At 70.0% G+C, this 19,563-nt stretch carries 22 protein-coding genes, 1 tRNA gene and 1 pseudogene; 10 read left to right on the top strand and 14 right to left on the bottom strand.

Annotated features, from left to right (window positions below; all coding sequences use genetic code 11):
• Nucleotides 1-122: 122 nt before the first annotated feature.
• The gene (locus tag ABZ937_RS31760) at nt 123-1,358 is read right to left on the bottom strand and encodes a cytochrome P450 (RefSeq protein WP_361696797.1); all 1,236 of its coding nucleotides are present in this window, start codon (nt 1,356-1,358) and stop codon (nt 123-125) included.
• Nucleotides 1,359-1,744: 386 nt separating this feature from the next.
• Between ABZ937_RS31760 and ABZ937_RS31755 the strand changes: the two genes are divergently transcribed.
• Nucleotides 1,745-1,839: transfer RNA gene (locus ABZ937_RS31755), tRNA-OTHER, on the top strand.
• Nucleotides 1,840-1,865: 26 nt separating this feature from the next.
• Here the strand turns inward: ABZ937_RS31755 and ABZ937_RS31750 are convergent.
• Together ABZ937_RS31750 and ABZ937_RS31745 are read right to left on the bottom strand one after the other, a co-directional pair.
• A pseudogene (locus ABZ937_RS31750) lies at nt 1,866-2,487 on the bottom strand (DUF899 family protein); the annotation flags it as partial.
• A gap of 296 nt (nt 2,488-2,783) precedes the next feature.
• Complete coding sequence (locus ABZ937_RS31745) at nt 2,784-3,527, bottom strand: TioE family transcriptional regulator (protein WP_361696796.1); 744 nt, start codon at nt 3,525-3,527, stop codon at nt 2,784-2,786.
• A gap of 59 nt (nt 3,528-3,586) precedes the next feature.
• On the opposite strand from ABZ937_RS31745, the gene ABZ937_RS31740 reads away from it, so the two are divergent.
• Entirely contained in the window at nt 3,587-4,789 is a 1,203-nt protein-coding gene (locus ABZ937_RS31740; RefSeq protein ID WP_361696795.1) for an erythromycin esterase family protein, read from the top strand.
• 36 nt (nt 4,790-4,825) lie between these two features.
• Here the strand turns inward: ABZ937_RS31740 and ABZ937_RS31735 are convergent, their stop codons facing one another.
• The 3 genes from ABZ937_RS31735 to ABZ937_RS31725 are packed head-to-tail and all read right to left on the bottom strand — an operon-like array spanning nt 4,826 to nt 7,412.
• Nucleotides 4,826-5,485, bottom strand: coding sequence for a methyltransferase domain-containing protein (locus ABZ937_RS31735; RefSeq protein ID WP_361696794.1), 660 nt, complete (start codon nt 5,483-5,485; stop codon nt 4,826-4,828).
• Complete coding sequence (locus ABZ937_RS31730) at nt 5,482-5,985, bottom strand: hypothetical protein (RefSeq protein ID WP_361696799.1); 504 nt, start codon at nt 5,983-5,985, stop codon at nt 5,482-5,484. Before ABZ937_RS31730 ends, ABZ937_RS31735 begins: the two co-directional genes overlap by 4 nt.
• A gap of 2 nt (nt 5,986-5,987) precedes the next feature.
• Nucleotides 5,988-7,412, bottom strand: coding sequence for a molybdopterin-dependent oxidoreductase (locus ABZ937_RS31725; RefSeq protein WP_361696793.1), 1,425 nt, complete (start codon nt 7,410-7,412; stop codon nt 5,988-5,990).
• A 212-nt stretch (nt 7,413-7,624) separates the two neighbouring features.
• Between ABZ937_RS31725 and ABZ937_RS31720 the strand changes: the two genes are divergently transcribed.
• Nucleotides 7,625-8,071, top strand: a complete 447-nt coding sequence (locus ABZ937_RS31720; RefSeq protein ID WP_361696792.1) for a GtrA family protein — start codon at nt 7,625-7,627, stop codon at nt 8,069-8,071.
• 43 nt (nt 8,072-8,114) lie between these two features.
• Here the strand turns inward: ABZ937_RS31720 and ABZ937_RS31715 are convergent, their stop codons facing one another.
• The gene (locus ABZ937_RS31715) at nt 8,115-8,852 is read right to left on the bottom strand and encodes a flavodoxin family protein (RefSeq protein WP_361696791.1); all 738 of its coding nucleotides are present in this window, start codon (nt 8,850-8,852) and stop codon (nt 8,115-8,117) included.
• Between the two features lie 218 nt (nt 8,853-9,070).
• Here ABZ937_RS31715 and ABZ937_RS31710 point away from each other — a divergent pair, with 218 nt between their 5' ends.
• Entirely contained in the window at nt 9,071-10,237 is a 1,167-nt protein-coding gene (locus ABZ937_RS31710; RefSeq protein WP_361696790.1) for an esterase-like activity of phytase family protein, read from the top strand.
• 58 nt (nt 10,238-10,295) lie between these two features.
• Here ABZ937_RS31710 and ABZ937_RS31705 read toward each other — a convergent pair whose 3' ends face one another.
• The 5 genes from ABZ937_RS31705 to ABZ937_RS31685 all read right to left on the bottom strand — a co-directional run bounded on the left by ABZ937_RS31705 (nt 10,296) and on the right by ABZ937_RS31685 (nt 13,967).
• Entirely contained in the window at nt 10,296-10,724 is a 429-nt protein-coding gene (locus ABZ937_RS31705) for a VOC family protein (protein ID WP_361696789.1), read from the bottom strand.
• A gap of 192 nt (nt 10,725-10,916) precedes the next feature.
• Nucleotides 10,917-11,846 (bottom strand): hypothetical protein, encoded by a 930-nt coding sequence (locus ABZ937_RS31700; protein WP_361696788.1) that lies wholly within the window; start codon nt 11,844-11,846, stop codon nt 10,917-10,919.
• Nucleotides 11,843-12,592: a MerR family transcriptional regulator gene (locus tag ABZ937_RS31695; RefSeq protein WP_361696787.1), complete on the bottom strand. Its 750-nt coding sequence runs from the start codon at nt 12,590-12,592 to the stop codon at nt 11,843-11,845. The genes ABZ937_RS31700 and ABZ937_RS31695 overlap by 4 nt, the downstream gene beginning before the upstream one ends.
• A 64-nt stretch (nt 12,593-12,656) precedes the next feature.
• Nucleotides 12,657-13,607 carry an RNA-binding protein gene (locus tag ABZ937_RS31690; RefSeq protein WP_361696786.1) on the bottom strand — a complete coding sequence of 317 codons (951 nt, stop codon included), beginning with the start codon at nt 13,605-13,607 and terminating at the stop codon, nt 12,657-12,659.
• A gap of 216 nt (nt 13,608-13,823) precedes the next feature.
• Complete coding sequence (locus ABZ937_RS31685; RefSeq protein ID WP_361696785.1) at nt 13,824-13,967, bottom strand: hypothetical protein; 144 nt, start codon at nt 13,965-13,967, stop codon at nt 13,824-13,826.
• Nucleotides 13,968-14,185: 218 nt separating this feature from the next.
• On the opposite strand from ABZ937_RS31685, the gene ABZ937_RS31680 reads away from it, so the two are divergent.
• Nucleotides 14,186-14,959, top strand: coding sequence for a methyltransferase domain-containing protein (locus tag ABZ937_RS31680; RefSeq protein WP_361696784.1), 774 nt, complete (start codon nt 14,186-14,188; stop codon nt 14,957-14,959).
• Between the two features lie 194 nt (nt 14,960-15,153).
• Entirely contained in the window at nt 15,154-15,690 is a 537-nt protein-coding gene (locus ABZ937_RS31675) for a hypothetical protein (protein ID WP_361696783.1), read from the top strand.
• Between the two features lie 125 nt (nt 15,691-15,815).
• On the opposite strand, the gene ABZ937_RS31670 is transcribed toward ABZ937_RS31675, so the two are convergent.
• Together ABZ937_RS31670 and ABZ937_RS31665 are read right to left on the bottom strand one after the other, a co-directional pair.
• Nucleotides 15,816-16,016, bottom strand: coding sequence for a hypothetical protein (locus ABZ937_RS31670; RefSeq protein WP_361696782.1), 201 nt, complete (start codon nt 16,014-16,016; stop codon nt 15,816-15,818).
• A gap of 117 nt (nt 16,017-16,133) precedes the next feature.
• Complete coding sequence (locus ABZ937_RS31665; RefSeq protein WP_361696781.1) at nt 16,134-16,958, bottom strand: isocitrate lyase/phosphoenolpyruvate mutase family protein; 825 nt, start codon at nt 16,956-16,958, stop codon at nt 16,134-16,136.
• A gap of 182 nt (nt 16,959-17,140) precedes the next feature.
• On the opposite strand from ABZ937_RS31665, the gene ABZ937_RS31660 reads away from it, so the two are divergent.
• The 4 genes from ABZ937_RS31660 to ABZ937_RS31645 all read left to right on the top strand — a co-directional run bounded on the left by ABZ937_RS31660 (nt 17,141) and on the right by ABZ937_RS31645 (nt 19,551).
• A complete protein-coding gene (locus ABZ937_RS31660; protein WP_361696780.1) occupies nt 17,141-17,536 on the top strand; it encodes a GNAT family N-acetyltransferase in 396 nt (131 codons plus the stop codon).
• A gap of 88 nt (nt 17,537-17,624) precedes the next feature.
• Nucleotides 17,625-17,930 (top strand): hypothetical protein, encoded by a 306-nt coding sequence (locus ABZ937_RS31655; RefSeq protein ID WP_361696779.1) that lies wholly within the window; start codon nt 17,625-17,627, stop codon nt 17,928-17,930.
• Between the two features lie 284 nt (nt 17,931-18,214).
• The gene (locus ABZ937_RS31650) at nt 18,215-18,484 is read left to right on the top strand and encodes a hypothetical protein (RefSeq protein WP_361696778.1); all 270 of its coding nucleotides are present in this window, start codon (nt 18,215-18,217) and stop codon (nt 18,482-18,484) included.
• Between the two features lie 146 nt (nt 18,485-18,630).
• Nucleotides 18,631-19,551 carry a hypothetical protein gene (locus ABZ937_RS31645; RefSeq protein ID WP_361696777.1) on the top strand — a complete coding sequence of 307 codons (921 nt, stop codon included), beginning with the start codon at nt 18,631-18,633 and terminating at the stop codon, nt 19,549-19,551.
• The last annotated feature ends 12 nt before the right edge of the window (nt 19,552-19,563 follow it).

Genomic DNA, 19,563 nt, shown 5'->3' with positions numbered 1-19,563 from the left:
GCGAACTTGCCCAGCGCGTACGCCTTCTCGTTGGTCAGCCCGCCCCCGCCGAACACCCCGAGCGCGTCCGCGCTGGGCGGTCGGCCCTGCCGCAGACTTCTCCACGGTCGTCCGAGCGGCTCCTAGATGGAGATCGGGAGCTTGAGGAGGCCACTGATGACGTGACCCGCCCTCGGCACCGGCTGACCGGCCAGCTTGATGTCGGGGAACTTCCTGAGAACGGCGGGGAGGGCTACCTGGGTCTCGATACGGGCGAGGGGCGCGCCCAGGCAGTAGTGGACACCGCCGCCGAACGACAGCGGCGCCGCCTCCTGCCGGTCCAGGATCAGCTCCTCCGGGCGGGTGAACACCTTGGGGTCGCGGTTGCCTGCCCCGATCACGGCGATGACCGGCTGCCTGGCGGCGAGCTTGACTCCCGCCACCTCCATGTCCTCTTCGGCGGTCCGGTTCGGCACGAGCTGAATGGGCGAGTCGTAGCGGATCAACTCCTCGGCCGCCGAGACGGCGAGCTCCGGCTCGTCCCGCAGGCGAGCCGCCTGCTCGGGGTGCCTGAGCAGGGCGACCAGCCCCTTGGACAGCAGGCCGCTGCTGGTCTCGAAGCCGGCCACGAGCAGCAGCGCCGCCATGGTGACCAGTTCCCGGCCGGTGAGCTTGTCGTCTCCCTGGGCGGCCACGATCACCGACATCATGTCGTCACGCGGCTGCTTGGCACGGTCCTTGGCCAGACGGGTGAAGACCTCGCCCATCTCGACCGCGGCCTTGTCCGCCCGCTCGACGGTGGCCGGGCTGACGTCGTCCAGTACCAGGGTCCAGTCCCTGGCCAGGGACTGGAACATGGGCCAGTCGTCGGAGGGCACGCCGAGCAGTGCCGCGACCACGGCGATGGGCATCGGCAGGGCGAAGTCCTCGACGAAGTTCACCGTGCCCCTGGGGAGGGCATCCAGCAGATCCGTGGTGATCTGCTCGACCACCGGGCGCATGCGTTCCACCCTGCTGGGGGTGAAGGCCGCCGAGACCATCCGCCGCAGACGGGTGTGCTCCGGCGGGTTGAGGAACAGCATGCTCTCGAACATCAGGGCCAGCGACGGGCGATCCCGCCAGTCCGGCCATCCCGCGGCGGCGAGTCGGCGCCCGGGATGCTTGGTGAGCCGATGATCCTGCAGGAACGCCTTCTGCTCGGCATAACCGCTGATCAGGACCGTTCCATCGGGCGCGGTGACAACCGGGCCCAGCTCGCGCAACCTGGCGTAGAGAGGGTAGGGGTTGGCCCGGCCGGAATCGGAATATATCCCGTCGAGCACCTCGGTGATGATCTGCGCATCGGTGGTGCTTGTCGACTGTCCGTTAGGAGGTTCCATGGCAGTAGCTCCAGTTCGGGTTGGGAGTTCGAATTGGGGCGAAGGAGTACGTGGACAGGCGGAAGGGAGATCGCCGCACTGGCTGATGCGCGCGCAGGGTCCGCCGTCGCCGTCGGCTCCTCGAGCTTCGTGCCCTTCTCGACCGGCCTGGCCCCTCCCCGGTCCGTGCGGTTGAGACGTGCTCATCATCGCAACGGGGTCTGACGTGGCGCTGACATCCGGGATTGCGGGATGACAGGGCACCGAGACCGACGACGCCCGAACTCGCCGTTCTGCTGGTCCCGCGCTGAAATGCCGATCGGCAGCGTGTCAGAGTCGCGTCAGGCGGTACCGGCATCATGGAACACGTGAACGGCACCGCGGGACACCGCGAGGGCCGTGAGCTGGGAGAGGTGCCCGGAGCGGCTTATCGGGGACCAGGGCGACAGCCCGAAGTCGGATCCTTCGTGGGTCCACGCAGGTTCGAATCCTGCCCTCTCCGCAACACACCGCTCATGGCGAGGCCTGTCAGTGGTGGTGGCCGTGCCGGCCGAGGGTCTCCACGGGGGACGCGCCGGGGCGCGTCCACTGCGGCACGGGGGCGGCTGGTCGGCCCCCAGGTGGCGTTCCCGTCCGCGTCCGAGCGCCAGGACCAGCACGGGCTGCGCCCCTCGGGCCAGCCCTCGGGGTTGTCCTCCCACGCCTCGCCGCGGCCGTAGGGCGTCATGTCGAGCAGGCCGAGGGACCCGTTGACCCGCTCGTTGCCACGGCCCGTCGTGGCGTAGGTGAGGAACACGCGGTCGCCGTCGCGCAGGAAGCAGGTGAGGTAGCCCATGTCGCCGCCGACCGGCGCGTCCACGTCGCGCACCGAGTACCAGGGCTGGGTGTAGCCCATGAACGCGACGTAGGAGGCCACCTCGTCCCAGCGGCCGGTGGTCAGGATGGCGAACGAGACGCCGCGGGCGTTGAGGTAGACGGCGTCCTTCAGGTGCCAGGCCGTGGTGGTGCAGCCCTCGCACTGCCCTTGGTGCGGCGCGCCGTCGTACCACATGTGCTTGTAGACCACGAGTTCGTCGCGGCCCTGGAACAGGTCCAGGAAGGGGACCGGGCCGCCGGGTCCGACGACCTCGACCGTCCCGTCGAACTCGACTGGCTCGCCTCCGCCGGCTGCTCCCGGTGAGGCCGTCGGGGACCTTGCCGGGGCCGAGGGCGCCCTTCTTGGCGTCGACGGTGTCCACGTCGAGGTGGATCGCGAGGCGTCGTGGCGACCACGGTCGCCGAGTTCTTCCCCCGCGACGTCCTCCACGTCCAGCAAGTCCTCACCGGTCTGCCCCTCGTCGGCGGCTGAGCACACCGCGCGGCTCGTCATGCCGGCCGGTGCCCGTTCCGGGCCCCGATGCGCCCGGTGCCGTGCGGCCCTTGAGGAATCCGGCTGCGGGCGACGTCTCATCCGCGCTCGCGGAGGTACGTCTCCAGCTCTGCGGCGCCGGTCAGCATCGCCCGCCCGCGGGCGGACAGGCGGCCGTGCCAGTCGCGCAGCGCGGCCTCCAGCGGCTCCAGCCCGCCGGCCGCCCGCACCTGGGCGATCAGCGGGGCGATCTGCTCCAGCAGGTAGCCGCCCCGCCTGAGTTGGTGGGCCAGCCGGGCGTCCCGGACGTCGGCCTCGTCGTAGCGGCGGTACCCGGTCCGCGGGTCACGGCGCGGGCGTACCAGCCCGGCGCGCTCCCATTTACGCAGCGTCGCGGGCCGGATCCCGAGCTTCCCTGCCAGCGGCCCGATGAACGTGCCTCCGGGGCCGGACACCGCGGCAGGCTCGGACTCCGCGCCGGGCGCCGGGGTGGGCTCCAGGTCGCGGAGGGCGCTCTCCACGGCCTGGAGGGTCCGCCGGTCGTCGAGGAGCTGGGCATGGCTCTCGTCGATGAGGCGGAACGCTTCATCGACCTCGCCCTGGTTCACGGCCCGCATGATCGACGTCGCCGTCCGGTGGCCGTGGCCGGGCACCAGGGCGAGAAACGCGCGCAGGGCCCCCGCGTGCAGCGAGGTGTAGGTGCGGTAGCCGTGGGGTGTGCGGTCGGCGGCCGGGAGGATGCCGGCCTCCTCGTAGTTCCTGACCGCCTGCGTGGACAGACCGTGCCCGCGCGCCAGGTCGATCGGCCTGAGCCGCCCGCTGCTTTGAAGGTTTCGCCCCATGCAAGCGACGATATCGCGGCAGAAGTTTCCATCGAAGGTTCAACGATAGCGTTGAAGGCATGGCTACCGACATCAAGGACACCGCCCATGCCGTCGACGCCGCCGCCGTCATGAGGCTGCTGCCGACCCGGCCCCGGCTGCTCGCCCTGGGCGAGCCCACCCACGGCGAGGACACCCTGCTCGACCTGCGCAACGAACTGTTCCGGCAGCTCGTGGAGCAGGAGGGCTACCGGACGATCGCGATCGAGAGCGACTGCATGACGGGCCTGGTCGTGGACGACTACGTCACCTCGGGCACGGGCACGCTCGACGAGGTCATGGCGCACGGAATCAGCCACGGACGGGGCGCCTCCGCTGCCAACCGCGACCTCGTGCGCTGGATGCGCGCCTACAACGACGGCCGGCCCGCGTCCGACCGGCTCCGCTTCGCCGGTTTCGACGGCCCGCTGGAGATCACCGGCGCCGCGAGCCCCCGGCAGGCCCTCACCGCACTCCACGGCTACCTCGCGGCCCGGATGGACGCGGACCTGCTCCCCTGCACCGGGGACACGCTCGACCACCTGCTCGGCGACGACGACCGGTGGACCGATCCCGCCGCGATGACGGACCCGGCCCGGTCCGTGGGGCGGTCGGCCGAGGCCGGTCAACTGCGGCTGCTCGCCGACGATCTGGTGGCGCTGCTCGACGAGCAGACTCCCCACCTGATCGCGACGTCCTCGCGGGACGACTGGGACCGGGCGCGCCTGTACGGGCGTACCGCGACCGGCCTGCTGCGCTACCACCACTGGATGGCCGACGCCTCACCGGCCCGTCTGACCCGGCTGGTGAGCGTGCGGGACCAAATGATGGCCCACAACCTCCTCGCCCTCGCAGAACGGGGCCCGGCACTGGTCCACGCCCACAACTCCCATCTCCAGCGGGAGAAGAGCTCGATGCGGATGGGCGGGAAGCCGCTGGAGTGGTGGGGCGCCGGTGCGCTGGTGAGCGTCCAGCTCGGTGAGGGGTACGCCTTCGTGGCCACGGCTCTCGGCACGATCCGGCACCAGGGGGTGGACACGCCGCCGCCGGACACCGTCGAAGGACTCCTGTACGCGCTCCCGGAGGACCGTTGCGTCATCGACGCGCCACGTCTGGCCACCGCCCTCGGCGACACGCGGCCCGCGCCCCGCGTGTCCCCCTGGTTCGGCTACGCCCCGTTCGACCCGGCCCACCTGGCGGACAGCGACGGCATCGTGTTCGTCAGGGACGTCCCGCAGAGCTAGTTGCCGCGTAAGGGCGGCATGGGCGCGATGTGATGTTCAAGCCCGGTGCGCCAAGGCGGAGAAGCACCGGTGCCCGCTCGTCCACTGGTCCGTGACGCTGAGGGACAGTTCCTCGGCGACCCCGCGGAGCGCTCGTCGTCCCAGTCGCGCCCAGGGGAAGGGTGGCCCGCTGTGGCCCTGGTGGTCCTCGAACCGGGCGGTGCAGAGTTCTTCGACATCGTGCGGGTCGACCTCGACGACGAGGCGCCCCGTCGGGACGATGAGCCCGCGACAGCGGTGCAGCAGGCCGCGCGGGTCCCCTCCGATGCCGATGTTGCCGTCGATGAGCAGAACCGTCTGCCAGCCCTTCTCGGCCGGCAGCCGGTCGAAGACGGATCGGCACAGTGCGAGCCCGCCCAGTGCGGTGGTCAGCGCGACCGCGCGCGGTGCGATGTCGACCCCGAGGGCGAAGACTCCCCGGCTCAGCAGCTCCCTGCACAACCGGCCCGGGCCGCAGCCGACATCGAGGACGGGGCCGACGCAGCGTTCCAGCACGGTCTCGTCGGCCGGCGTGGGCCGCTCGTGCCAGCGGTGCACCGGCATCCGGATGCGGCGCCCGTCGACCAGCCGCAGATACACCGGTCCGCTGCCGGGTCGCAGGGCCAGCGCATAGGGATCCTCGCCGGCGCCGTACCGTTCGTCCTCGTCCGTCGTCACGGTGTGGCGCCATGGCCTGGGGCGGGGCGGCTCGTGTCGCCGTGTCCGGGCCGCCGGGCGCGGCGCAGTCTGAGCGCGAAGGCTCCTGCGGAGGCGGCGAAGAGCACACCGGTGATCGCGAGCCATCGGCCGAGGTAGACGCCGTCGGACAGCCCGGTGTCCCCGCGGTAGGGGGCGACGAGACGGAGGACGAGGGGGAACCAGACCAGCAGGAGCAGCCCGGACAGGAAGGCGGGTACGCGGAGGTAGTTGATCCACACCACCGTCGGCCCGGCAGTGGCGCGATGCCGCAGCACCGAGAGGGCCGACAGGTCCGCCAGCGCGTACAGGGGCAGCAGGATCAGGTCGTGCAGGACGGCCGCGCCGACCAGCCAGATCGCCACCTGGAGCGGCTGGACGGCGAACAGCCGCACGCAGGCGTAGCCGGTCAGGGCGAACGAGGCGATCAGGACCAGAAGATGCAGGGGGCCGGAGCCGTACCAGCGGACGAATCGTGCCATGGTCACGCCCTGAAGGTGAGCCGGTGCACCCACTTGGTGTTGTTCACGCCGGGGTTGGCCGGGACGATGATGCGGGCCGGATAGCCGTGGTCGAGCGAGAGGTCCGCGCCGTTGACACGGAGCGCGAGCAGTGCCCGGGGGTCGCGGATCTGATTGCCCCGCAGCACCACCTTGGTGAACGGGCCCGGCGGCTGGACGGATTCGACCAGGACGCTTTCGGCGTCGGACATGCCCGCCAGGGCGGCGAGGCCGGCCAGCCGGAGGCCGCTCCAGCGCTGGTCCTCGGTGGACCATCCCTCCACGCAGGCGATCGGCAGCGCGGCGGCGTGCTGGGGCATCGCCAGGAGCTGCTCGCGGGTGAGTACCTGTGGCGCTCCGCGTCCGTGTACCTCCAGCCGCCAGTCGGGCCCGGTGAGCGCGGGGGTGACGCCGACGGCCGCCGCCGTCTTGTTGATCTGGAAACTGTTGGGGCCGCCGCCCGGATCCCGGTTGTGCGGTGCGAGCAGCGCGGTTCCGCGCAGCCGGCCGCCGATGCTCTGTCCGGCGGTCACGACGAGCAGGAGCAGTGATCCCGCCCCCACCATGCCCACCGCGCCGCGACGGGTCATCGTCGGCGGGTCGGGGGCAGCGGCCACCAGACCGTCCGGGTCGGGGGGCTCGGGCACGGTGTGGGCGAGGTCGGTCCGCAGTTCGGCACTCAGGCTGCGCGAGCGCAGGGCCCTGGTCAGCCGGCCGAGCCGGAGACAGACATGGACGACGAAGGCGGCGACGAACACCCAGGCGCCGTAGAAGTGCAGGCGGTAGAACGAGCCCGGGAAGACGTAGTAGAGCTGGATGTTGAAGAGGCCGGTGCCGAACTCGAAGACGGCCCCGCCGACCAGCATCAGCAACGACAGCCGCTCCAGCCCGTGGGCGACGGAGCGTACGGGCAGCCACGCGAACAGCTTCGGGATGACCGACCACAGCTTGGCCAGCAGCACGGGCACCAGCACCACGCCCAGCGTCACATGCACACCCTGGAGCAGCCGGTACAGCCAGGAGGGGTGTGTGGGCCAGTCGAAGAGGTAGAAGCCCAGTACGCCCTTGTCGGGGGTCTCGTCGTTGAGGGGGCTCAGCCCGGGGTTGTAGGAGGCGTAGGAGAGCAGTCCCGTGACGAACAACAGGGGAATGCCGACGAGGAGGACCAGTCCGAACACCGAGGTCAGCCACGGTCCGCGGATCGGGCTGCGCCAGAACCCGGGACGGAACGGCCCCGGAGGCGGCGGCACCTGACCCAGGCGCCGCGCCCGGTCCCGCGTACCTGCGGCGGCAGTCGCCAGGGCAGCCGCCGCACGCTCACGCCACGCCCGCGCCCTCTCCCTGTACGGTCTCCGATGCTTCGGCCCGTTGGAGGGAGCCGGCCCCGACGGCCGTCCGCCACGTTCCATCGGCCGTCTCCTCCAGTCGCCGAGCAGCCCCTTGCGCCGCGGCGGCCCTCTGCGGGGACCCGTGCCCGGCACACAGGACACTCATACGCTGACACAGGCCAGGCCGGCTGTCCGTGCCTGCGGTGCAAGTGGGTGCCGGTCGCCAGCCGAACGGTCGAACAGCTGCCCGCAGCGGTCCCCCGGGTCCCCATGCGCAGGCTCATGATGGGAGGGTGCGACGCCCCAGCGCACGGCACAGCGCCTCCGCCCGGTCCGGCCGCGCGACGCTGACCCGGCAGGCCGGCTGGTTCGCCGTGATCGGCGTCGCCTCCACCGCGGGGCAGGCCCTGCTGTACTGGGTGCTGCGCCACTGGTCGCCTCCCCTCATGGCCAATCTCGCCTCCCTCGGCTTCGTCACCGTCCTCAACACCGAGGCGAACCGGCGGCTGACCTTCCGCGGCGCTGCGGTCCGTGCCGTCCGGGCTCACCTGGCGGCAGGCGTCCTGTTCGTACTGGCGTATCTGGTGACCTCGGGGGCGGTCCTGCTCCTGCGTCACTACCGGCCCGATGCCTCGCCCGCGCGCGAGACCCTGGTGCTGGTACCGAGCTTCGCCCTGGTGACCGTGGTGCGCTTCACCCTGCTGCGGCTGGTCGTCTTCGCAGGCCGCCGCCCTCACTGAATTCCCGCACACGGACGCGCCGGCGATCCGGCAGGGGACGTCCCTAGCGGTGCTCGGGGTTCGCGTAGTCGCGGCGGCAGCCGGCGTCCCAGGCGGTGCGCTGGTTGCCGTAGGCGGGGATACCACCGAGGTCTTTCAGCGCCCGGGCCAGATGCAGCAGGTTCCAGGTCATGAAGGCGGTGTTGCGGTTGGTGAAGTCGTTCTCCGGGCCGCCCGAGCCGGGATCGAGGTACGAGGGGCCGGGGCCCGCCTCGCCGATCCATCCGGCGTCCGCCTGGGGCGGGATGGTGTAGCCCAGGTGCTGCAGGCTGTAGAGCACGTTCATGGCACAGTGCTTGACGCCGTCCTCGTTGCCGGTGATCAGACAGCCCCCGACGCGGCCGTAGTAGGCGTACTGGCCGGCGTCGTTGAGCAGGCTGGAGCAGGAGTAGAGACGCTCGATCACCTGCTTCATCACGGAGCTGTTGTCGCCCAGCCAGATGGGACCGGCCAGCACGAGGATGTCGGCCGCCAGGACCTGCCGGTACAGGTCCGGCCAGGCGTCCGTCTCCCAGCCGTGCTCGGTCATGTCGGGCCACACACCGGTGGCGATGTCGTGGTCCACGGCCCGTACGACATCGACGTGCACGCCCTGTGCGTCCATGATGGCGGTGCTGCGGTCGACCAGACCCTGGGTGTTGCTCGTCTCCGGGGAGCGTTTGAGGGTGCAGTTGATCACCAGGGCGCGCAGGTCGTCGTACCGGGCCGGCGGCGCGTCGGTAGCGGGCGACGAAGTAGTCACACGGTCCTCCAAGAACCCTGCCGCCGCACGAGACGCGGCGGCGCGTCAGCCTTCGGATCCAGCGTGCGTGCCGACCACGGTGGGCGCCACTCGCCATGATCCCTCAGAACCTGTGCTGCGAGCCTGCCTCGAACCAGCCCGGGTGGACTCCCGGCGACAGCAGCAATACACGGTTGGGTGACTGCGCCGCGAGGGCGAACAGGGCCAAGATCATCGGCATGAGTGCTTCCTTGATGCGCCGTGCGTGTGCCGCGGCCCTGCTCCTGACGTCGGCACTGGCCCCCGCGGTTGCCGCAGCTGCCCAACCTGGTGACTCCCACCGGCCGTTGGAGCGCGCGGCACACGCTCGTCTGCTCGGCGAAAAGATCGTTCCGTACAAGCTCGATTTCCAGGGCACCACAGTCGGCGGCTTCTCCGGTGTCGACCGCAACCCGTGCACGGGCGAGTACGTGTTCATCAGCGACGACCGCTCGTACCTGCAGCCCGCCCGCTTCTACACCGCCGAGCTGGACGTGGACGCCGGCGGCGTGCGCTCCGTCGACTTCACCGGCACCCACCCGTTCCGCCGGCCGGACGGCTCCGTCTACCCGTCGCCGTCGGCCGCGGACGGCAAGGCCGTCGATCCGGAGGAGATCCGGGTCGACCCGCGCAGCTGCCACTACTGGTGGGCGCAGGAGGGCGACCGGCCCAAGACGGCCGACGCACCGGTGATCCAGCCGTCCGTCCAGTTCGCCTCCCCCGCCGGCGACTACCTCGGTCAGCTGCGGCTGCCGCCGAACTACGAGATCACCATGCAGGAGCGCGGACCGCGCCGGAACCAGGCGATCGAGGCGATCACCTTCGGTTCCGGCGGCCGAGTGGTGACCAGCGCGATCGAGGGTCCGCTGCTCCAGGACGGCCCGGTACCCGACCTGCGGCACGGCGCGCTCGTCCGGGTCACGCAGCAGAACCGCGGCGGCCGAGTGCTCGGGCAGTTCGCGTACCCCATCGAGAAGATCTTCGCCGAGTCGGACCCGGACAGCCCGTGGGGCCCGGACACCGGAGTGCCGTCCCTCCTCGCCTTCCCCGACGACCCCGACCGCTACCTCGTACTCGAACGCACCTGGGTCGCCGGCGCGGGATACAAGATCCGCCTGTACGACGCCACCACGCGTGGCGCGACCGATGTGCAGTCGATGGACTCCCTGGCCGGACAGTCCGTCGTACCGATGCGCAAGCAGCTCGTCGCGGACTTCGACACCCTGGGCCTGTCGACCGTCGACAACACCGAAGGCATGACGTGGGGCCCTGTCCTGCCCTCTGGCGAGCGGTCACTGATCCTGGTCAGCGACGACAACTTCGACAAGGACGCGGTCACCCAGATCGTCGCCCTCGCCATCCGCTGAACGCGGGGTGGTACGAGCCTGACGCGGCAGCTCCCCACCTCGCCGGCTCGGAGGATGCTCAGTCGAGGCAGAACTCGTTGCCCTCGATGTCCTGCATCACGATGCACGAATCGTTGCCGTCGTACAGGAGTCGCACCCGTACCGCCCCGAGCGGTATCAGCCGTGCGCACTCGGCTTCGAGGGCGGCCAGGCGCTCTTCACCCACGAGCCCGGTGCCGACCCGCACGCAAAGATGCACCCGATTCTTGACGACCTTGCCTTCGGGAACGCGCTGAAAGAACAGTCGCGGGCCCACACCTGAGGGATCACTGCATGCGAACCATGAACCCTGGTCCTCGGGAGGCCGAGAGCGGTCGAAATCGTCCCACGTGGCGAACCCCGCCGGTGGTGGCGATACGACGTACCCCAACACCTCGCACCAAAAGCGAGCCACGCGCTCAGGTTCAGCGCAGTCAAAGGTGACTTGGAACTGCTTGATCGATGACATCGGCGCACCATAACAGGGACGTCGGTGCCTCCGATGGGTTGCCCGCCGTGCTTGTCGGCGGGCCGTCGGAAGATGAGTTGCCTGCGGGCCGCGACCTCGATCACCATCGCCCGCATGGATCTGTAACGGTCGCGGACGGGCGAATCCACCTGCCGCTGGCCCCGGACGCCAAGACTCATCGGGCCTTCGAACTCACCATTGACCGGCCCGATTCCGCCGGCCCCGTTCCCCGCCCCGCGTCAGGCTGACGCGGGGCGGACCCGGGACGGGCGAGGGTGTGGTTCGTGCTCGGGTGAGGGCGTCGTGGAGGGCCTTCGGGTCGTCCGCGTGCAGCCTGATCAGCCGTACGGGGCGGGGTGCGCCGAGCAGCCGAGGCGCGTCGACCGGCTGCGTCAGTTCGAGGGTGACGGAGGTCTGCGAGCCGACGTCCAGGTTCAGCTCGCCGTCCGCCTCCTCGTGGGTGAACAGCGTCTCGCGTCGGACGGCGGCGATCCGGTCGAGCGGCACGCGGACGTCGATGTGGGCTGCCCGCCGGACGCGCAGGACACCGTCGGCGAGCACGTGCGGCCGGGTGGCAGAGGCCGCGTGGAGACCGAGGACGAAGAGGACGGTGTAGGCGTCCAGGACCAGGAACACGGCGTGGACGACAGGCCAACTTGCGAGCAGGAACGACATGCCGACGGTCTCGACCACGCACACGAACGTGAAGCCGTACATCAGGGCGGCCTGGTCGCGGGCGTGCGGGAAGACCGCGTCGGCCCCGTGGACGCCGTGCGGGCGGCGGGCTGCCCACCGGACCAGGCTCGTCATGAGCCGTAGCTCGTGCCCGACGAGCCGCAGCACCGGCTCGGGCACCAGCTCCGCGAGCGCCTCCCGCCGGGAGAGCCCGCGCCGCCTCAGCCGCAGCCAGACGAACGCGTCGGCGCCGAGCAGCATCAGCATGAGCAGCTCGCCGCCGAGCAGGACGGGGCCGGGTATCCGCACTCCGCCGATCAGGCAGACGGCGAGCACGACCTCGGCGGGCAGCGCGGTGTACGCGACGGCGCGCAGTCCCCGCAGGGGCCGTCCCCGTGGCGGGGAGGCGGCCGGGAGCAGGGCCGCCCGGGTGTCCGGAGCCGTCATGTTGTTCCCTCCCGTCGTTCCGCCACGAGTTCCACCGCCCGACGGACCGCCGCCGACTGGGCCGGGGCCAGGTCCGCGAAGAAGACGTCGGCCAGGCCGCCGGCGCCCTCGGCGGGGAGCTGCGCCCCCAGCTCGTCCGGCAGAACGGCCGCCAGCGCCGCCGCGGCACGGGCCACCCGCGGGTCGTCCGGCTCCGCGTCGGCAAGGGCGTCCAGGAGGCCGTACACCGCCCCCGCGTGTTCCGCCATCCCGTGCAGCATCCCCAGCAGCCGGGACCGCTCCTCCTCGGGGATCACTGTGTCGAGGAGGGTCAGGATCTCGCGGTCCTTCACGGCCATCGGGGAGTCCGGCATCTGGCCGATGCCCGCCAGCAGGCCAGTCAGTTCCGGCGACACCGGCCCGTCGGCGGCGAGCCGCCCGGCTCGCGCCTCGGCCAGCAGCGCGGCGATGCGCGCCCGCCGCTCCCGGATGGCCACCTCCTGGCGCCCGAGGTCCTCGTCCAGCTCCTCAAGGACCTCCGCAAGCTCCCGCCCCTCGTCGTCCGCGAGGACGTCCCGTACCTCGTCGAGCCCGAGCCCGAGCTCGGTCAGCCGCCGGATCCGGGCGAGCAGGACGGCGTCCCGGAAGCTGTACTCGCGGTAGCCGTTGGCCCTGCGCAGGGGCTCGGGCAGCAGCCCGAGATGGTGGTAGTGCCGCACGGCCCGAGGGGTGACCCCGACGAGGGCGGCGATCTCGCCGATTCGCATGACTTCAGTAGAAACCTTGACGTCGCGGCAAGGTCAAAGGGCGGCCGGTACGGCGCGAACCGCGTCACCACCGGGCGCGCATCACGCCGTCGCTGTCGGGCAGCACGGCGCAGAGGAGCGGGCGGTGTTCGTCGAGACATACGGGCAGGGCGCGGGCCGCCCGCGCGCCGGCCACCAGGACGGCGAGCTCCCGGTAGTCGGTGTCGTCGACGATCGCGTGGCTGATCGTCCCGTCCTGCGTCTCCCAGACGAACTCCACGGATCCCTCCTCGGGCAGCGCGGCGAGGACCGCGGCGACGTCGGGGGTCAGGTCGGGCCAGACGCTCAGCAGAGCGCGCGGGCCGAGACCGGCGCGCACCGCGTCGAGGTTCTCCGGCGTGAGACGGTGCCAGCGTGCGGCGTTGCGGACATAGGTCTCCTCCAGGAGTGCCGTCTGCCGTGCGGCCAGCTCCCTGCGCACGCGCGCCCAGAAGTCCTCGTCGGCCGGCTCCGTCACTTCCGCTTCGTCGCACTCCGCCGCGTGGGGCGAGGCCGTCATCGGCTCCGGGAAGAGGCCGAGTTCGCGCGTACGGGCCACGGCGTCCGCGCAGGGCCGGTCGCTGCCCACATACACGTACTGGTCCCACCCGACGTGCACGGTGAACACGTCCCCCACCTCCAGCCGGCACCAGGCACCCTGGTCGCGGAGCATGGCCCGGACCAGCTCCAGGGCGACCGGAAGGCAGACCTCGGCACCGTCGTGGTATCCGGTGAGGTCGGGCGGGAAGAGCCCGCCGAGGCCGTGTCCCTCGACGGGTGGCTCTGCGCCGAAGTGGACGAAGCCGGTGACCGCGGGTTCGCGGATCTCCAGCCGGTCGATGCCCGAGGACTCCGCGAAGGCGGCGATCGCCGCCAGGTACGCCGCTTCGACCGGCCCGTGGTCGCTGGCCGTGTCCTCTGCGCCGGTGTAGTGGCCGCACTCGTCGCGGTCGGCGGGGTCGTACTTGGTGATTCGGTGGACGAAGGCCGGCGGCACGCTGCTCCTCGGGCGGGGCGGAAGGGCTGCCAGCGTAGTTTCCGATCTTCTCTGTGGCCTTGATCAGGACGCCGAAGCAGGCGGAGATTCCGATCCACAGCCAGTGTTCCGCGTCGTCACGCTCGCGCGCCTCGTTCACGGAAGCGGCTGAGCACGCTCTCTGGTGGGCCACGCTGAGGCACGACAGTTGGCCGTTCGCAGAGGCCGGATTCAGTGCTACAGCAGGCCGATGTTGGTGAGCGGAATGTTCCAGTCGTTGCTCTCGACGTCACCATGGCCGCCCCGCGCCGCGGCCGGTAGCGCGGACAGCATCAGCCCGGCGAGGGCAAGGGCCAAGGCGGCGAAGACACGACGCTTCACGATTCCTCCTCGACGGCGACAGCACGGACCACCCTCCGGCGAGCGGGCCACCGCACCCTGCCGGACACGCCACTCGGCCTGCGGATTCAGTCGACCGGCGGCGGCGATCACTCCCGTGCCGGAAGGCCGGCGGCGGCCTTCCGGGACTGAATGGCGTTGGCCCGGGTCGCCCGGCCCAGGACCTGTCCGGCGGATCATGTGACTACTAGGCTGCGGCGATGGAACGCGCAACCGAGGTACCCGGGAATCCCGCCCAGTTTGCAGAGCCGGCCCGGGTGAATGACTACGACAGCTTCGCCGTGGCCTACTCGGCGGAGACCGAGAACAACCTCGTGAACGCGTACTACGCGCGACCCGCGATGCTGGCCCTTGCCGGAGAGGTGGCCGGCCGTCGGATCCTGGACGCCGGCTGTGGCTCGGGCGCGCTGTCCGCTGCCCTGCGCGACCGAGGTGCCGTCGTCACCGGCATCGACGCCAGCGCGGAGATGCTGGCGTTGGCCAGGCGGCGGCTCGGTGACGACGTGGACCTGCACGCGCTCGACCTGAGAGACCGTCTGCCGTTCGCCGACGGTGCGTTCGACGACGTGGTCGCGTCGCTGGTCCTGCACTACCTGGAGGACTGGGGCCCGACGTTGGCCGAGTTGCGGCGAGTGCTCAGGCCTGGCGGCCGGCTCATCGCGTCGGTGGACCACCCTTTCGTGGCCTACACGTTCCAGGCTCCTCACGCTGACTACTTTGCGACCACCAGCTATACCTTCGAGTGGACGTTCAACGGGCAGTCCACCCCGATGAGGTTCTGGCGCAAGCCGTTGCACGCGGTGATCGATGCCTTCACCTCCGCCGGCTTCCGTCTTTCCCTCATCAGCGAACCGCAGCCCGACCCGGCCGCCCGTGAACTGTTCCCTGACGGCTTCCATGACCTTTCGACGAAACCCTGCTTCCTGTTCTTCGTCGTCGAGGTACCGCCGTCGGCCACCGGCTCGGACGACTAGCCAGTCGCGGATCACGAGCGGAGCCGAGTCGGTCGCTTGCCGGCCCGGGGGAATCGAACAGTCATTACCGGCATTGGCCATTTCGTCTCCCCGGAAGGCCCTTTCGCCGGAATTCGCCAGACTCCATCCTCCTCGGCGGTCTACTGTACGGACACGCCGCGCTACTCAGCGTGGTCACATGAGGAGGAAATACTGTGTCATCGCCCTGCGACCCCCAGCACGCTCCCGCCGGTGATGTGGGCGTAGCGCTCATGATGATCGACTCTCAACTCAAATCCGTCTACGACGGCAAGAGCAAGGCAGACCCCGGCCAGCAGGCGCTGATCAAACAACTCACCGCGTCCCTCGGCCCCAAGGGAGTCGACGACGTGCTGGACGGTGCGTGCACGCTCATCTTCATGTTCATGCAGTGGCTGCGGATGGCCTACGAGGACCACGACAAGGACGTCATCGCGCACGTGGTGCCCAACCTCGTGACCTCGATGCGCATGATGCCCAAGAGTGTCCGCCCTGAGGCCATTCCCACCATGGCCGGCATGGTTGTCGCCGCAGGCACCGGCCTGAGCCCCAGCCTGTGGCGCAAGCAGTACGGGTACTGGACGAAGGACGAGATGACTCCTCTGGAAGCCACCGCCTTCCTGCTCGCGGAGCACATCAACCGCCTCACCGACGACCCGGACTTCGCCACCCGCATGATCACCGAAGCGCTGTCCTCGTCGGACGAGGACTGACGCGCCACATCGTCCGCGAGTACTCCCACGGACCCCCAGGCCACCTCGCGCGAAACGATCTTCGCGGAACTCCGGTCAGACCCGACTTCAAGGATCCGGCCGCAGTTCCGTGGCGGCCTACGCCCTCACGCCTCGTGCTGATGCTTGTGCAGGGCTGTGCCGGCCCGGAAGCGGAGCCGTCCGCAGCGGTCCTTGTCTTCCTCGGTCGCGTCGTCGGCGCAACAGCAGTGCTGCGCCAGCCACCGCAGGTCCTCCGGGTCGAGCCACAGAGCGATACGGCCTTGTGCGGCCTCCGCTCGCGGATCCGTGGGCTGTGGCGACTTCATGGGTCCTGACCGTACGCCAGCCCTCGGCGTCGCATTGTGGCTGAGGTTCCGGGTGCGACGGAATGCGAACGAGGCCCCGGCTACGTAGGCGACAGCAACCTTTCGGTGCGTCGGGCCTCACGTTCGGCGTGAGTTGGGGAACAGACCGTTGAGCTCGGGGAAGGTCATGGCGTCGGCGAGCGGGCGGTAGTCGCCGGTGTCGTACAGCTGCTGTGCGGCGCGTCGGGTGGCCGCGTAGGCGGTCTGGGCGATGCCGGAGCCGAGGCTGACGCGCGCGACGCCGAGGGCGCCCAGCTCGGCGACGTCCGGCGCTCCGGGGCCGGCCATGATGTTCAGCGGTACGGAGATACCGGCCGCCAGTTCCGCGATGGTGTCGCGGTCGGTGACGCCGGGGACGAAGATGCCATCGGCGCCGGCGTCCGCGTACCTGCGTGCCCGCTCCAGGGTGTCTTTCAGCCGGGTGCTGGGCTCACCGAGGCGGAACAGGTAGGTGTCGATCCGGGCATTGAGGAAGAGCGGCACGCCCGCTCGCTCCGCCGCGCCCCGGGCCGCCGTCAGCCGTGCCCCGAGTTCGGCCGGAGGCCGGGTACCGTCCTCGATGTTGACGCCCACGGCACCTGCTTCCAGCACCCTCGTGACGGTCTCGGCGACAGTGGCCGCGTCCGGCCCGTACCCGCCCTCGATGTCGGCGGTGACCGGCACCTCAACCGCCGCGACGATGCGAGCGATCAGGTCCAGCACCCGGTCGGGAGAGACGGTCTCCCCGTCCGGGCAGCCCAGCGACCAGGCGACTCCGGCGCTGGTGGTGGCGAGGGCGGGCGCACCCGCGGCCTCGATGACACGGGCACTCGCGACGTCCCAGGCGTTGGCGAGCGCGAGGGGGCGTGCGGGGCTGTGGAGGGAGCGGAAGAGCACGGCCTTGTCCGTCTGCGCAGTGATCATGTGGTCAGCCAATCACTGCTCAAGCCTGCTGTCCGGCAGAAATCCGACACGCACGTCGCCCCAAGTGGTCGTCTCCACACGCCCCTGGCCGCTGCGGCCAGGCACATTCCTGCGGCGCGGCACAGCTACCCACGCTCGGCCCCGTCCTCCAGCCCGACCGCGATGGTCGCTAGGTTCGGACCATGACGATCAGGTATGAGTGGCGAGGCGATGTCGACAACTCGGCTCTCAACGAGCTGCATGCTGAAGGGTTCGATCACCCGGTCGAGCAGACGGATTGGCGCGCGAGACTTCGACGTCACAGCCTCGGCTGGGTCTGCGCCTTGGAAGGTGATCGGTTGGTCGGGTTCGTCAACGTCGCTTGGGACGGCGGAGTCCACGCCTTCATCCTGGACACGGTCGTTGCTCAGCGCAGTCGTTCGAATGGAGTGGGAGCCGCGCTGATCAAGGCGGCTGCTGAGGGATGTCGTGCCGCAGGGTGTGAGTGGCTGCATGTCGACTTCGACGAGCACTTGCGATCGTTCTACTTCGATGCCTGCGGTTTCAAAGAGACGGCGGCCGGGCTGATCGCCTTGTGACCTTGGGCCTTCCGGCCGTTGGCAACTGCAGGCCGCTGTCAGCACATAAGCGGGCCAGGAACCGCACCCGCTTCGCATACTGGCCGACATGGCCACCTATGACTCTCTCCGACGTCGGAGCGGGCACGGGCTCGTCGTCCTGGCGTGGGACCAGCACATCTTCCGTGAGCGTTTCTGGCTCGTCCGGGACTATCTCCCTGAGGCAGCCGCGTTCGACGACACCCGCGCCATACCGACCGACCACTTGGCCGACCTGCTCGGCGGGCCTAGCGGCCCATGTGAGGGTCAAGGCGAGCGCTGTCCACGAACAGAGCTGCATGGACTGAACCGGCGGCACCGCAGTCATGCGGTGCCGCCGATGCTTTGCAACCTGCCAATCAGGACATTTTCCTGATATCGCCGTTTGGTTTAGGGCGTGTCGATTGAGTCACCCCGACACTCGTCAGTACCGTGTGATATAGCCAAGCATCACCGCAGGTCAAGCAATCGACTGGCCTTCAACGGCCATTGATTGCCGGAGTTCGACACCGTCACCATCGACGTGCACAACACCAAGGCAAACGCCGATGGATACTTACTGTCAGGGCCGTGCCCTGCAGGGGCTAGCAATTCCGAAAGAGCGTGCCTGTTCTTTCGGACAAGCCCTCGGGTGCGCCCTCCAAGTAACCAAGGAGGACTATGTCCATCCAGGGTTTCGGTGAACTGTCTGTACTCGATGTCCACCCTCTCCAAACCGTTGCCTGCACGACTGACAGCTGCCGCAAAACCGTGATCGCCCTGGCAGGTGTACTGGCCTGCGTGGTCAACGGCGACACAATGACCCGTGTGCTGCATGAGGCCACCTGGTTGGTGGTGGCGATCGCCATCCTCATCCTCGTGCAGCCCGTCGCGGCCTACCTGTCCCGGAAGGCTGCCAGGCCTCTCGCCACTCGTGGCATCAACGCCTGACACCCACAGCGACGCACACACACGGGCAGATCAGTGCGGACTCAACGACCGGTCCCGGGCCGTATGGCTGTCAGTTACCGGGTCCTCGGCCCGGGACCGGCCGGCCATGCGCACTCGACCCGGCCGAGCTTGAGACCATGATCCGTATGACTCACACGAATGGCTCCGCGACTCGGGCCGGGGACATGGCGGAAGCCCTCTTCACTCGCTCCGGGGGCGTCGGCTCAGAGCCTGTATCCATCCTGACCTACCCTGCCGGGGCGGATCGTCTCACCCGCCGTGAGGCGCTGCGCCCCGTCTACGACGAGGTCGTGGCGCGTATCGGCGCGCCAACCCTGCTCGGTGGCGCCGTCAACGGGCCGAGTGTGCGCTGGTGCACCCCTGAACGGGTCCTGCTGCTGTCCGGTGACCACACCCAGGTCCAGCTGTCGGTGCATGACGCCGACGCGTTCGAACGTGACGAATGGCGGACCTTCGACCGAACCCACCCTGGGCGCAGCGGGCAGCCACACGGTTTCGACGCGCTGCCCTACATATGGCAGCTCGACCGCAAGGGTCCTGGGCTCGCCCCGTCGTGGACGTACAACGGAATGATCGTCGCCGGTAGCTGGGATCATGCGGTCACGGGCCTTGAGCTGATGCTCGCCGCATGGGTGGAGCAGTATCCCGTCCAGGCCCCAGGGGACTGGATCGGCTTCAACCTGTGGACGTCCCGCGACTGGGGCCGCGACATGATCGTGTCGTACTCACCGGGCGACCATGGGCGCGAGTTGGCCGTCGGCGTCCATGACCGGGGCACCGAACAGACCGAGGAGCGACAGGCGCAGATGCGTGAGCGCGGATGGCGCGTCCAGGAGGACTACCAGTGGTGGCGTACGGCGTTGCCGGAAACGGACCCTGACGCGCCACGGCTGATCGCCGAGCTCACCATCGCCGAGTGCCGCGCCCGCAAAGCCACCTGCCCGGACGAGCTGAAGGCACACGACATCAGCGCGGGCGACGACGGTGAGCTGTGGCTCACCGGCCTGGGCCTGCGAACGCACCCGTCCCGTGGCGAGCACTTCTGAACACCGCAGCCC

Source organism: Streptomyces sp. NPDC046727 (genome assembly GCF_040645635.1).
Lineage (GTDB): Bacteria > Actinomycetota > Actinomycetes > Streptomycetales > Streptomycetaceae > Streptomyces.
Note: the sequence above shows the minus strand (reverse complement) of the source record. Positions and strands in the feature narration are given on the sequence as shown.

Excerpts from the sequence above, each read along its gene's own strand:
- ABZ937_RS31710 (WP_361696790.1), top strand. The coding sequence starts at position 9,071 with ATGAGTGCTTCCTTGATGCGCCGTGCGTGTGCCGCGGCCCTGCTCCTG.
- ABZ937_RS31650 (WP_361696778.1), top strand. The coding sequence starts at position 18,215 with ATGTCCATCCAGGGTTTCGGTGAACTGTCTGTACTCGATGTCCACCCT.
- ABZ937_RS31695 (WP_361696787.1), bottom strand. The coding sequence starts at position 12,592 with ATGCGAATCGGCGAGATCGCCGCCCTCGTCGGGGTCACCCCTCGGGCC.
- ABZ937_RS31760 (WP_361696797.1), bottom strand. The coding sequence starts at position 1,358 with ATGGAACCTCCTAACGGACAGTCGACAAGCACCACCGATGCGCAGATC.
- ABZ937_RS31660 (WP_361696780.1), top strand. The coding sequence starts at position 17,141 with ATGACGATCAGGTATGAGTGGCGAGGCGATGTCGACAACTCGGCTCTC.
- ABZ937_RS31705 (WP_361696789.1), bottom strand. The coding sequence starts at position 10,724 with ATGTCATCGATCAAGCAGTTCCAAGTCACCTTTGACTGCGCTGAACCT.
- ABZ937_RS31700 (WP_361696788.1), bottom strand. The coding sequence starts at position 11,846 with ATGACGGCTCCGGACACCCGGGCGGCCCTGCTCCCGGCCGCCTCCCCG.
- ABZ937_RS31730 (WP_361696799.1), bottom strand. The coding sequence starts at position 5,985 with ATGGCACGATTCGTCCGCTGGTACGGCTCCGGCCCCCTGCATCTTCTG.
- ABZ937_RS31680 (WP_361696784.1), top strand. The coding sequence starts at position 14,186 with ATGGAACGCGCAACCGAGGTACCCGGGAATCCCGCCCAGTTTGCAGAG.
- ABZ937_RS31745 (WP_361696796.1), bottom strand. The coding sequence starts at position 3,527 with ATGGGGCGAAACCTTCAAAGCAGCGGGCGGCTCAGGCCGATCGACCTG.
- ABZ937_RS31655 (WP_361696779.1), top strand. The coding sequence starts at position 17,625 with ATGGCCACCTATGACTCTCTCCGACGTCGGAGCGGGCACGGGCTCGTC.
- ABZ937_RS31665 (WP_361696781.1), bottom strand. The coding sequence starts at position 16,958 with ATGATCACTGCGCAGACGGACAAGGCCGTGCTCTTCCGCTCCCTCCAC.
- ABZ937_RS31645 (WP_361696777.1), top strand. The coding sequence starts at position 18,631 with ATGACTCACACGAATGGCTCCGCGACTCGGGCCGGGGACATGGCGGAA.
- ABZ937_RS31740 (WP_361696795.1), top strand. The coding sequence starts at position 3,587 with ATGGCTACCGACATCAAGGACACCGCCCATGCCGTCGACGCCGCCGCC.
- ABZ937_RS31670 (WP_361696782.1), bottom strand. The coding sequence starts at position 16,016 with ATGAAGTCGCCACAGCCCACGGATCCGCGAGCGGAGGCCGCACAAGGC.
- ABZ937_RS31725 (WP_361696793.1), bottom strand. The coding sequence starts at position 7,412 with ATGGAACGTGGCGGACGGCCGTCGGGGCCGGCTCCCTCCAACGGGCCG.